Origin of the sequence: Hassallia byssoidea VB512170 (assembly GCF_000817785.2) — a bacterium.
Lineage (GTDB): Bacteria > Cyanobacteriota > Cyanobacteriia > Cyanobacteriales > Nostocaceae > Hassallia > Hassallia carrinoi.
Genome location: NZ_JTCM02000021.1, coordinates 1 through 11,875, shown reverse-complemented (window position 1 = coordinate 11,875; position 11,875 = coordinate 1). Strand labels below are relative to the sequence as shown.

At 41.7% G+C, this 11,875-nt stretch carries 13 protein-coding genes; 6 read left to right on the top strand and 7 right to left on the bottom strand.

Annotated features, from left to right (window positions below):
- Positions 1 to 88 precede the first annotated feature (88 nt).
- From PI95_RS12075 to PI95_RS12065, 3 genes are all read left to right on the top strand, one after another.
- A complete protein-coding gene (locus PI95_RS12075; protein ID WP_052325232.1) occupies positions 89 to 1,024 on the top strand; it encodes a GNAT family N-acetyltransferase in 936 nt (311 codons plus the stop codon).
- Positions 1,025 to 1,720: 696 nt separating this feature from the next.
- Complete coding sequence (locus PI95_RS12070) at positions 1,721 to 3,007, top strand: sedoheptulose 7-phosphate cyclase (RefSeq protein WP_163518829.1); 1,287 nt, start codon at positions 1,721 to 1,723, stop codon at positions 3,005 to 3,007.
- A complete protein-coding gene (locus tag PI95_RS12065) occupies positions 3,007 to 3,828 on the top strand; it encodes an O-methyltransferase (protein WP_039747812.1) in 822 nt (273 codons plus the stop codon). Before PI95_RS12070 ends, PI95_RS12065 begins: the two co-directional genes overlap by 1 nt.
- Before the next feature lie 31 nt (positions 3,829 to 3,859).
- On the opposite strand, the gene PI95_RS35890 is transcribed toward PI95_RS12065, so the two are convergent.
- Positions 3,860 to 4,225: a hypothetical protein gene (locus PI95_RS35890; protein ID WP_236117044.1), complete on the bottom strand. Its 366-nt coding sequence runs from the start codon at positions 4,223 to 4,225 to the stop codon at positions 3,860 to 3,862.
- Here PI95_RS35890 and PI95_RS12060 point away from each other — a divergent pair.
- On the top strand, positions 4,113 to 5,396 hold the full coding sequence (locus PI95_RS12060; protein WP_236117043.1) for an ATP-grasp domain-containing protein: 1,284 nt from the start codon (positions 4,113 to 4,115) through the stop codon (positions 5,394 to 5,396). The genes PI95_RS35890 and PI95_RS12060 overlap by 113 nt on opposite strands.
- 70 nt (positions 5,397 to 5,466) lie before the next feature.
- On the opposite strand, the gene PI95_RS12055 is transcribed toward PI95_RS12060, so the two are convergent.
- Positions 5,467 to 6,075: a hypothetical protein gene (locus tag PI95_RS12055; protein WP_039747810.1), complete on the bottom strand. Its 609-nt coding sequence runs from the start codon at positions 6,073 to 6,075 to the stop codon at positions 5,467 to 5,469.
- A gap of 211 nt (positions 6,076 to 6,286) precedes the next feature.
- On the opposite strand from PI95_RS12055, the gene dacB reads away from it, so the two are divergent.
- The gene (gene dacB, locus PI95_RS12050) at positions 6,287 to 7,756 is read left to right on the top strand and encodes a D-alanyl-D-alanine carboxypeptidase/D-alanyl-D-alanine endopeptidase (RefSeq protein ID WP_336507206.1); all 1,470 of its coding nucleotides are present in this window, start codon (positions 6,287 to 6,289) and stop codon (positions 7,754 to 7,756) included.
- A gap of 277 nt (positions 7,757 to 8,033) precedes the next feature.
- Positions 8,034 to 8,303, top strand: a complete 270-nt coding sequence (locus PI95_RS12045; protein ID WP_039747809.1) for a GlsB/YeaQ/YmgE family stress response membrane protein — start codon at positions 8,034 to 8,036, stop codon at positions 8,301 to 8,303.
- 122 nt (positions 8,304 to 8,425) lie between these two features.
- Here PI95_RS12045 and PI95_RS12040 read toward each other — a convergent pair whose 3' ends face one another.
- The 5 genes from PI95_RS12040 to PI95_RS12020 all read right to left on the bottom strand — a co-directional run.
- Positions 8,426 to 9,205 carry an FHA domain-containing protein gene (locus PI95_RS12040; RefSeq protein ID WP_039747808.1) on the bottom strand — a complete coding sequence of 260 codons (780 nt, stop codon included), beginning with the start codon at positions 9,203 to 9,205 and terminating at the stop codon, positions 8,426 to 8,428.
- 245 nt (positions 9,206 to 9,450) lie between these two features.
- On the bottom strand, positions 9,451 to 11,148 hold the full coding sequence (gene cobJ, locus PI95_RS12035) for a precorrin-3B C(17)-methyltransferase (protein WP_039747807.1): 1,698 nt from the start codon (positions 11,146 to 11,148) through the stop codon (positions 9,451 to 9,453).
- Positions 11,149 to 11,307: 159 nt separating this feature from the next.
- A complete protein-coding gene (locus PI95_RS12030) occupies positions 11,308 to 11,499 on the bottom strand; it encodes a hypothetical protein (protein WP_163518826.1) in 192 nt (63 codons plus the stop codon).
- A 40-nt stretch (positions 11,500 to 11,539) separates the two neighbouring features.
- Positions 11,540 to 11,692 (bottom strand): hypothetical protein, encoded by a 153-nt coding sequence (locus PI95_RS12025; protein ID WP_163518828.1) that lies wholly within the window; start codon positions 11,690 to 11,692, stop codon positions 11,540 to 11,542.
- Between the two features lies 1 nt (position 11,693).
- Positions 11,694 to 11,875: hypothetical protein (locus tag PI95_RS12020; RefSeq protein WP_163518827.1), on the bottom strand; the 182-nt coding region annotated here is incomplete at its 5' end.

Here is an 11,875-nt window from a genome sequence, read left to right as displayed (position 1 = left end):
ACTTGAGAATTTTTCGCTTCAAGGGGGTGATGTCTATGATGACTTTCAGTAAGCAAGTAATTATCGCTACAAAATTAGGAAATTCATCATGGTTATTCGTCCTATTCAGCGCGAGGAGTTGGAAGCTTTTGCGAGTCTAAGCGATCGCATTGATGCAAACAAACGTTTTCTTTCTTATTTAACAGACATGTGGGCATCAGGCTACATCCGCCCTGAGTGGTGTTTTGTCGCCGAGTCAGCAGGAAAGTTCATCGGACGTATCGTCTATTGGTCGTTACCATCGCTCTTCAAGCCTGTTATTGTTGATATTTTGGAAGTACCTTGGAGCGAAAACTACATTGAGGTTGGTACAAATCTCTTAAAACACAGCTTGGCACAGTTGCACTTTCAAAGCGGCGACAGCATAGAGTATGAACTCGATAGTCCATCGTCTGATTTTACATCATTACACAAACGAATTGAAGTGTTTGAACATTTTGGATTTTCAATCTCAAGGGAAACTATCCGTTTTGAGTGGAAAGACATTCAGACTGAGATCGCATCATCAAATCGGCTGATGTTTCGTTCTCTCGATCAAGTTGGTGATGATGCTTTTATTGAGGCGATCGCCCGGGTATCGTCGCAGAGTTTAGATCGTTCAATCTTACAAAACCAAGCCAAACTAGGTAAACAAGATGCACTTAAACAGTTTAACATGTTAAAGGCTTTCAAGTATCAGCCGACGTGGTGGCAACTAGCTTACAACTTTGAGGAAACTCTCATTGGTTTGATTATGCCAACAGAGAATGATGGTGGAGCAACCGTCGGGTATATCGGTGTACTACCAGAACATCGGGGAAAAGGGTACGTTAACGATTTGCTCAACCAAGGAACCCTCACCCTCAAATCTAATGGTGCTGCACGCATTCGTGCTGATGCTGATATCAATAATGCACCGATGATCCGCGCCTTTCAACGTGCTGGATATAAACAGTTTGCCTCAAGAAGACTATATCATTATCAGGTAAAAAACGATAATCGGTAACGAAAGTACCTGTAGTAAGCGTTTTTTAGCTTAAATCCAGGATTTTAGTACTGAAAATTGTGCATCGCTCTTTAGCCCGATTTTTTGGAGAAATCGGGCTTCTCATTTCTCACGAAAGATTTATTGCAGAAATAGGAAAACTTCTTAAAAAGATTTTATCAAATTATGGAAAAATAACAATCTCATTTTAGTGACATTTTTATTTGCAAATAAGAATTTAATTCCAAATCATGATATATCTTAAGAATGATGTGATTTAAAAAAGTGTATTGTAATGTAAGCATATCGCTGTTTGGCAAGCGATCGCGCGGCAGTGGCTCTTGCCCTACGCATCTGTTTACAGCAATCATTTAAAAAACTTGCAGACTAATCTGTGTAAACTAAAGCATAAGGCATTAGATGAGTAAAAAATCAAGTAAATTTTTGACTGCACAGCCTTATCTAGTTAGTTAGTTATGCCTGTAAACAGAAAATTATTTAACAAACCCGATAGTTTCTTGTTGTGGTATTAAATGGCTCAAATTAAAGGTGCTTTTGGGCTGTATTCCTCATGTTCAGTTGGAAAAGCCAGACGATTTCAAGTGTTTATCAGTTTTAGGTTTCAAGCAACGCGCTGGCTCAGGTTTGGGCAAAACCTAAGTAAATACCAGATAAATTGCTGAATTCTGTGAAAACTGTTGATTAAAGGCATAAAAAATGAGTATCGTCGAACCAAAGTTAACGGCAACTGAAACTGAATTTCACGTGGAAGGCTACGAGAAAATTGATTTTAGTCTTGCCTTCGTGAATGGACTATTTGAGATAAAAAACAAAGACCTAGCAGATACTTATGCAGGTTTTAAGCGTTGTCTTGCAGTGGTTGACCATAATGTGAATCGGCTTTATGGTTCGCAAATGCAAGAATACTTCAAGTATTACAACATCGATCTCACCATTTTTCCCGTAAAAATTGAGGAAAACGACAAAACTCTTAGCACATTTTCGTCGATAGCTGATGCTTTCTCGGCATATAATTTGCTGCGGAAAGAGCCAGTTTTGGTTGTAGGTGGTGGATTAGTTTTAGATGTCGTTGGCTTCACTTGCGCGGCTTATCGCCGCAGCACCAATTACATCCGCGTTCCGACAACTTTGATTGCTTTAATTGATGCGGGTGTAGCGATCAAAGTAGCCGTAAACCACGGTAAAGACAAAAATCGTTTAGGTGCTTATCACCCACCGAAAAAAGTTTTTCTCGACTTTTCCTTTTTGCGGACACTTCCTATAGATCAAGTCCGTAACGGAATGGCAGAATTGGTGAAAATTGCCGTTGTTTCCCACGCAGAAGTATTCGAGTTGTTGTATGAATACGGCGAAGATTTGCTGAATACACGCTTTGGGTACGTTGATGGCACTCCCGAATTGCAAGAAGTAGCGCAGCGCGTGAATTACGAATCAATTAAGAAAATGTTGGAGTTGGAAACACCGAACCTCCACGAATTAATGCTCGATCGCGTCATCGCCTACGGACACACTTGGAGTCCTACACTAGAACTAACTCCAGAAATACCGCTGTTACACGGTCATGCTGTGAATATTGACATGGCATTAAGTGCAACAATAGCCGAAAAACGAGGTTATATTACCGCCAACGATCGCGATCGCATCCTCGGATTGATGAGTCGTGTCGGTCTTGCTCTTGACGACGATTTGCTCGATGGCGATTTATTGTGGTACGCTACCAAATCGATAACCTTGACACGGGATGGTTTACAGCGTGCAGCGATGCCCAAACCAATTGGTGAATGCTTCTTCGTCAACGATTTGACTCGTGAAGAATTAGACGCTGCATTAAACGACCACAAACAAATTTGCGCCACATACCCCCGTGGTGGTGCTGGTATAGATGCTTACGTCAACAGCGTTGAGTCAGATATCAACAGCGTTGATCAAGAAATCAACAGCTACGTAATGAGCGATCAGACATTGGTAGGGAGTGGCAACTAATGCCTAATGTTGTCAACGTGGAAAAAGCCCGTCCCGTCACACCGCTGGGTATCTTGGTAGAACATCTAGAAACTGCCGTTACCCAAGCGCAAGACAATCCAAGTTTAAAAGAGCATTTACAGCAATGCTTGCGTCTAGCCGCTCTATTAGATCCTTATCTAGATGAGTGTACCACCTCGGAATCCCCAGCATTAGCGGCGATCGCCTTATCGACCCAGCAAGAAGCCTGGAAACAGCGATTTAGCGATGGCTCAACAGTGCGAGAATTAGAGCAGGAAATGCTTTCCGGACACGTCGAAGGACAAACGTTAAAAATGTTTGTCCACATGACACAAGCAAAAACTGTGTTAGATATCGGCATGTTTACCGGCTATTCAGCCCTAGCGATGGCAGAAGCAATGCCAAGTGATGGACGTTTGGTGGCTTGCGAGGTAGATGCATATGTAGCGGATTTTGCCAAGTCCTTATTCAAGGAATCGGACCACGGACAGAAAATTGAAGTTCAAGTGGGTGGAGCGCTGGAAACTCTTGGTAAACTGGCAGAGATGAAAGAGTCATTCGACTTAGTATTCATTGATGCCGATAAAAAAGAGTACGTACAGTACTTCCAGATGCTGCTAGACTTAAACTTGCTTGCTCCCAACGGCTTCATCTGCGTAGACAATACCTTATTGCAAGGACAGCCTTATCTTCCACCTCAACAGCGTACAGCAAATGGAGAAGCGATCGCCAACTTCAACTCAGTTGTCAAAAACGACAACCGCGTTGAACAGGTAATGCTACCCTTGCGAGACGGTTTAACCATCATCAGACGATTGTAGGGACTGGGGACTGGGGACTGGGGACTAGGGACTAGGGAATAGGTAATGGGTAATGGGTAATGGGTAATGGGTAATGGGTAATGGGTAATTGGTAATGGGTAATGGGTAATTGGTACTCCCCCATCTCCCCCATCTCCCCCATCCCCCTTATCTCCCTTGTCCCCCTTGTCCCCTTGTCCCCTTGTCCCCCCCTCCCCCCCTCTCCCCCTCCCCCACTCCCCCACTCCCCCCTCCTCCCTATGGCGCGGATTTTCGCATTGTTCCAAAATCTGGGTACGCTTTTATTGCTAGCGATCGCATTTCCGGTGAATTTAAGCTTGGTACTCGCATCATTAATATGGAGTTTATTAAAAGAGCCGAGACACAAGCAAGTATCAGCAGAAAACCCGAAAAACATCTTACTCACAGGTGGTAAGATGACGAAAGCTCTGCAATTAGCTCGTTTATTTCACGCTGCCGGACATAAAGTTTTTTTAGTTGAAACCAAGAAATACTGGTTATCCGGTCATCGCTTTTCCAACTCTATCGAAAACTTCTACACCGTACCCGAACCGCAGCAAGATGCAGACGGTTATATGCAAGCTTTGCTCGATATTGTTAAAAAAGAAAATATTGACATATTTATCCCCGTATCCAGTCCAGTTGCTAGTTTTTATGACTCTTTAGCAAAACCTGTATTATCGACTTACTGCGAAGCCTTTACTTTTGATGCAGATGTCACCAAGATGTTAGATGACAAATTCACCTTTAGTGAAAAAGCGCTAAGTCTTGGTTTAACAGCACCAAAATCATATTTAATTACAGATCCAGAACAAATCTTAAAATTCAACTTTGCGGAAAGCAACCGTAAATATATTCTTAAGAGTATTCCGTATAGCTCATTTTACCGCTTAGATATGGTCAAGCTGCCTTGTGCAGACATGGCTAACTACGTAAAAAACTTGCCAATCAGTGAAGATCATCCTTGGATGATGCAGGAATTTATTACCGGACAGGAGTATTGCACCCATAGCACGGTTCGAGACGGAGAATTGAAACTGCACGGATGTTCTAGTTCGTCCGCATTCCAAGTTAACTACGAACACGTTGATAAACCAGAAATGACAGCATGGGTTAGTCATTTTGTCAAAGAATTAAATTTGACCGGACAAATTTCTTTTGACTTCATCGAACAAGAAGACGGCACAGTTTATGCAATTGAGTGTAACCCCCGCACGCACTCAGCAATTACGATGTTTCATGACCATCCTGGGGTAGCAGAAGCATATTTGAGTAAAGATACTTTCAGCGCACCCGTGCAGCCTTTACCTGAAAGTAAGCCTACCTATTGGTTGTATCACGAACTGTGGAGGCTGACTAATGTTAAGTCGTTACAGCAATTGCAAGTGTGGTTCAAGAACATTTTCCGAGGTAAGGACGCGATTTATAGTGTTAGCGATCCGCTGCCATTTTTAACAGTACATCACTGGCAAATTCCTTTATTGATACTTCAGAATTTACAAAAGTTAAAAGGTTGGAGCAAAATAGATTTCAACATCGGTAAGCTTGTAGAATTAGGTGGCGATTAACTTCGTAGTGAGGACTTCAGTCCTTATATTAATAAGATGAGGACTAAAGTCCTCACTACGAATTTATCGTCTAATTAGAAATTGGTACATTTTGAAACGCTGCTGTATCTGGTACAAAGATATCCAAATTATTCACACCTTCGGGAACCCTTAACCAGACATAGGCATCAGCTGATGAATTTGTACGCAGCTCAAACAAAGAAACGCTTCCGGTTGAGCGATCGTAAGCAACTGCCTTGTATGTTTCGCTAGTGTCAGGATTACGAGCTGTTGTACTCCCAATTGATATAATATCACCACCACCAACTCTGTCTATGACACGACGCACCCGCATCTGCACATTCACTACATCACGGTTTCCGCTTTCTGGGTCTTTAATTCGCTTTACAGAAAGTAACTCTACTTTTGCTTTATTACCAAAAGCAGGTTGCACAAATTGACCGGGGGTAAATGTTGAGGCTGTGGTGGTTGCTGGTGTTGTCACCGGTGCTGGTGCAGTGGTTGCTGTCGGAGTTTCCGTTGGGGCAGTTGATGGTATGGGAATCGGAGCGATGTTAGTCCCTGTTTTGGTACTATTCAGTGTCTGCTGTAGTGTGAAAACTTGATAAGCTGCATAGCCACTACACATTAAAGCCAAAGTAGAGAGTAATACAGCCACACCAGACAAGAATGTATTCACACTTTTACCTCTATTCCGTATTTTTGTGTATGCAGGTTGGTTAACAAAAGCGATTTTATCATCTTATGAATTATTTTCAATTGACCGCTGTGTATTAAACATGTCAGCATCCTTCATATACTAATCAATTAGATGTACTTATCAGCTTCTCTCTGAGGAAATAAGTTTGATATCAGGGTGCTAAAATCTATCATTGGGATGAGGAGTGACAGTGAAACTTAAGGCATTCAATAAACCACTGGGTTGTTTGCTGCTATTTTTGACTACCCAGATAGCATTTAATTCTAGAGTTGCTCAAGCACAAATAAAAGTCGCGCCGGCAACCAAAACCAAAAATATTTGCCCTGCCCAACTAGCAGCAGCGGTGGATGAAGTGATAAACCGTCCGCAATACAGTCGGGTGCGTTGGGGTATTTTGGTGCAACCTTTATATAAAGGGCAAAATCTTTACAGTCGGGATGCCCAGAAATATTTTACTCCAGCTTCTAATGCCAAACTGCTGACAACGGCTGCCGCTTTACAGCAATTGGGGGCAAATTACCGCATTCGCACTTCTGTTTATCAAGATGGTAATAATGTTGTGCGTGTCGTGGGTAGGGGAGATCCTAGCTTTAGCGATACTCAGCTTGTAGCATTGGCAAAACAGTTAAAAGCAAAGGGAATTACCCAAATTACAAAGTTGATTGCCGATCAGGGCTATTTTCAAGGGGATATTGTCTCCCCTAGCTGGGAATGGGAAGATGTTTACTCTGACTATGGCGCACCTGTTAACAGCTTGATTCTCAATGAAAATGTGTTTAGTATCAACTTGGTACCGCAAGCTGTGGGTAAACCTTTACAAGTTGCTTGGACTGATTTTAACGAAGCGAGATTCTGGCAGATTATTAATCAGTCGGTGACAGTTGAGGAAAAACAACCAGCTTTTATCAATGTTACCCGCGAATTATCTGGAAACGTGTTGCGAATTCAAGGGCAACTAGCAGCGAAAGCCGATCCGTTTTTAGTTAAAGTGCCTGTGGTCGATCCTAATAATTACTTTTTGCGACGCTTTCGCACAGCTTTAGCTGGGGAAAAAATCCGCTTGCGAGAGACAGGGGTAGTATCTGGGGGTGTTAATCAACAGGAATTAGCTTTTGTTGAGTCACCTCCTTTATCAGACTTGCTGATGGAGACAAATCAAAATAGTAACAACTTGTATGCTGAGGCATTGTTGAGGGCGATCGCTTTACAACCCAAAAAACCAGACCAAACTACTGTTAATGCTGGTTTAGAAGTTCTCAAAACAACTTTAACTCAATTGGGAGTCAATCCCACTGGTTACGCTCTAGTAGATGGTTCCGGGTTATCGCGTCATGATTTAATTAGTCCAGAAGCTTTAGTGCAAGTTTTGCAAGCAATGGCAAAAACACCTTCCTCATCAGTTTATCGCGCATCTTTACCTGTTGCCGGCAAAAGCGGCACTCTGAAAAATCGCTTTCTCAACACGCCAGCGTATGGTATTGTACAAGCAAAAACAGGCACGGTGACAGGTGTTGTTTCTTTATCTGGATATGTAAATACTAACATATATCAGCCTTTGGTTTTCAGCATTATTGTTAATCAAAGCGAACAGAAAGCGAAAGCTTTGCGCGAAGGAGTTGATGAAATTGTCGTCTTGTTAACTCAACTACAGCGGTGTTGATAAGTAAAATGTACTTTCGTAGTGAGCGGTTTACCGCTCATGGTTATTTAACGGCTGAAGCCGTTACTACAAAAATAAGTTTTTTTACTCATTTAATTGATGAAGTAATTAGATAAAGACAAACCAAAAGATAGATATATCTACTCCAAAGCAGTTAACCAGAAGGAATAGTGGAAATTTGACATTTCTTTCGCCTGACAGATTGGTTTTTAATCAGGACATTGATATTCTGTATTCATCAAAAGAAAGGAAACATTGAATTCAAAGGAATAAAACAATGAATATAGTTGCATGGATTGTTTTAGGTTTGTTGGCTGGCGCGATCGCTAAAGCTATTTATCCCGGTCATCAAGGTGGTGGTATTCTCGGTACAATCTTATTAGGTATTATCGGCGCTTTCGTTGGTGGTACATTGGGAAGTTTTCTGACTACGGGAAGTTTACAATTGACAGCTACAAGTTTGAGCATTCCTGGAGTTGCTGTAGCTGTACTGGGTGCAATCATTGCCGTATTTCTGTGGAACTGGTTTAGCCGTCGCACCGCATAAGAATTTATCATATTGGAAATCAAGTAACAATCATAACCTGGGTGTAAGCGATTTTTTGATAAATTGTTACTTGATATTATCACCGATAAAATAACAGGGTGGGTAGCTAATTCCACCCTAATTTATTTTTTATTATTTAATAATCCGTCAAGCGATCGCAAACTATAATTAAACACTTTACCACTACTAAAAAGTTTATATCCAGCAAATAATAAAGCCGATGCAATCAGAATAGCAAGAAAATTAACTGATGCGAAGACATTGCCAGTAAAAACGATGACTGCTATTCCTAGCGCTATCAAAATCCATCCGTAATTACGTTTTATTCGCTGCTGCATTAAAACTACAACGCCGGCGATACATAGCAATACACCAGGAATACGCACAAAAAGACCCACTTGAGTATTTGCTGCAAAAATTATAATTCCTGCAACCATTAATGCCAAGCCGACAAACTTGCTTGGACGGTCTACTTGAGTTGATTTACCGTTTTCAGCTTCTCGCTGAATTGCTGTAGGATTGGCAGGAGAAAAAATATTTGCTTTGTGTTCTTTCTGTTGAAAAATAAACGTTACTTTACTTTCCTGACCAAGGTCTATTTTATCTCCTAAGTTAAGCTGATAACGAGTTTTAGATATTAACTTTGTATTGTTAATATATGTACCGTTAGTACTTCCTAAATCTTCAATATAATAACTATTTCCTTCTATATGAATCTCTGCATGAAGCCGAGAAACAACATCAGCATTTGGTAATAGAGAAACATCAATATCGACTGAAACTTGCTCATTTGGCTTACCAATACGAATTACAGAAATCGCTGGTAACTCCAAAGACGTATTCGTTTGAAGATGAAAAAGTTCTAAACTCAATGTTGTATTCAATATACCTAAATATTGCATAATTTATTTTCTAATCATCAATTTATTAATAATTTTTAATATTGTAGTACTCCTGACTGAGGTAATCTGTGTTTATCTTAGGACTTACGCAAAAACTCTCTTAAACTCTTATTCCTTGGCGTACTTGGCGTACTTGGCGGTTCGTTTTTTAGTCCTAAAAGCGTAAGTCCTACTGTAGTTTATTTTAATCTTATTCAGATTTTTGCAAGAGATATTTTTCTTCATATTTTCTCTACCCCACCTCTTTAATACTTGCGTGGTGTATAAACCCAAACACCCCCAGGATGCGGCACAGTCCGCGTCTTGCTGGAACCAACTAACACCAAAGTTCGCATATCTACCTCCTGGGGCGATAAATCAGCTAATGTCCGCACTACAACTGATTCCCCCACGCGCCCAACATTCCGGGCAAGTACGACTACAGTTTGTGGCGAACGATACCGCAACAAGATATCACGCGCAGATGCAAGTTGTGAGGTGCGTTGTTTGGATGCGGGGTTGTAGAAGGCGATCGCCAAATCAGCTTCAGCAGCGGCAATAATCCGACGTTCGATAATAGACCAAGGTTTGAGAATATCCGACAAAGAAATCACGCAGAAATCATGTCCGATAGGCGCTCCAATTCTCGCTGCGGCAGCTTGTATAGCAGAGATACCTGGGCAGACATGAATTTTGATACTTTGCCATTTGGGTTGATTGCAATCAAGCACCTCAAACACCGCTGCTGCCATTGCATATATACCAGGGTCGCCAGAAGAAACCACCGCAACTATTCGTCCTGATGCGGCTAAATCCAAAGCCATCTCTGCGCGTGCGAGTTCCTCACGATTATCAAACTCATGTCGTCGCTGTCCTTCTCGCAACGAACCAGCTAAATCAAGGTAAAAGCTATAACCCACCAGGTCTGTGGCTTCGCTGAGAATTTGCTTGACTTCTGGAGACATCCAATTTGCCGCACCAGGACCAGTACCAACGATAAATAATTGTCCCCTTGCTTTACCAATTGTGTTAATATCGATTACTTCCTGAGAAACAGCAACAGCAAGATTTATATCAGATTGTTGTTGTAGAAGTAATTTACCATTAGCACCTGTTGCAGTTAAAGCGATCGCAACTGCGTTTTTCTCATGACAATTGAACCAACGAACTGGTACATTTAAAGCATCAGCAATTTCCTCAATTACTGATGCGGCTTCTTCGTCTAACGCAAAGACACCCGCGACTGAGAAAATTGAAAGTTTAGCATCGGCTAGCATTTGCAGAATGCAGGATACCGCTTCTTCTGAGTTGACTTGTGAAGCATTGCTGACTCCAATTGCCAGAGTTGCTGGATGATAAACCAAACAATCTGGTGTTAGCGGCACTTGATATTCTGTAACCTGAATAGTTAGCTTTCCGTTAGGGTCAAAAGGTAATTTACTATTAATCAACCAAGATGCAGTTCCTTCTAGTTTAACTGTTGCACCTGCAAGTAAATCAGAAATAAACTTTTTGGCATCATCTGGATTCGCTAAATGATATCCTGGTGGAGGAGATAAAAGTGCTGTGTGAAAGCGGATATCTCCGGTTGTCGTAATTGCCGCTTTTACTTCAAGCACTGCGGCAATTTGTCTGGCTAAATCATTTACACCCTGAAGTCCTCCCAATAACGGGACGACAGCGCTACCATCTTCCGCTACAGCTAACACAGGTGGTTCTTGACGCTTATCTGATATAATTGGTGCAAGAGTGCGGATGAGAATTCCTGCTGCACAGATACCGATAATCGGAGTTCCCTTTGCAAATAATTCTCGCAGTGTTTCCCCAAAGTTAGTGAAACTGACATCGACATTTGATGTACGTTCCGCTAAACCGTAAATAGTAGCATTGAGCAAAGCGCTTTTTATTTGCTTTGCTATAGGTAAACTATTTTCACCGAGAACGACAATTGCACAAGCAGCCATATTGATAATAATGCAGCAATGTCTATTGTGTCATATGTAGTAAGGACTTCAGTCCTTTTCTTGATATGATATGAGGACTGAAGTAGTCTTGCGTAGGGTGCGTTAACGTAGTAACGCACCCTACATGAACTATTTTGACTAAGCGGTTTGAGCGCTCTTTTAATAGGACGTTTCTTGTATACTACTTTTCAAACGAGTCAACCTGCTTTTACGGATGCGATCGCTCTCACGAACACCACCCGCTATCTCATATTCGCTGCTGTTTCTGCCATACTTGAAAGCAACTCCCCTCACCAACTTGTCTGAATCCCCACATGAATGATAAGGCGATCGCTCATTTACGGCTGCCAAAGCTATAATTTGAGCTTATGAATCAAGTGAGCGTTTTGCTTCAGGTAGCAGCTGACCTAGATATCCGCCGACGCCAACTGAGCGCCAAGTCCCGAAAGGTGGGGCGGAAGTCATGATCCGCGATCGCTAGCACCAGCGCACCAATTACCAAAATAATTACAACCACAGACCTAACAGTAATGCGTGATAACATCTTAACCCTCATCTGATTTTTGCTTTGACTTTAGCTCTCCTTTGAGTTCTTTAATTTCACCCAAAAGCCGATTAGCCTTATGGTCAATTTCCTCTTGAAGGGCATGTATTAAATAATCAATTTGCTCTTTACGCTCGGCATAAGCAGCCATATGCATACCGAAACTAAGCTCATTTGCAGCAA

Coding starts and splice junctions, on each gene's coding strand:
- PI95_RS12075 (WP_052325232.1), top strand. CDS start 89: ATGGTTATTCGTCCTATTCAGCGCGAGGAGTTGGAAGCTTTTGCGAGT.
- PI95_RS12070 (WP_163518829.1), top strand. CDS start 1,721: ATGAGTATCGTCGAACCAAAGTTAACGGCAACTGAAACTGAATTTCAC.
- PI95_RS12065 (WP_039747812.1), top strand. CDS start 3,007: ATGCCTAATGTTGTCAACGTGGAAAAAGCCCGTCCCGTCACACCGCTG.
- PI95_RS35890 (WP_236117044.1), bottom strand. CDS start 4,225: ATGTTTTTCGGGTTTTCTGCTGATACTTGCTTGTGTCTCGGCTCTTTT.
- PI95_RS12045 (WP_039747809.1), top strand. CDS start 8,034: ATGAATATAGTTGCATGGATTGTTTTAGGTTTGTTGGCTGGCGCGATC.
- PI95_RS12040 (WP_039747808.1), bottom strand. CDS start 9,205: ATGCAATATTTAGGTATATTGAATACAACATTGAGTTTAGAACTTTTT.
- cobJ (WP_039747807.1), bottom strand. CDS start 11,148: ATGGCTGCTTGTGCAATTGTCGTTCTCGGTGAAAATAGTTTACCTATA.
- PI95_RS12025 (WP_163518828.1), bottom strand. CDS start 11,692: ATGTTATCACGCATTACTGTTAGGTCTGTGGTTGTAATTATTTTGGTA.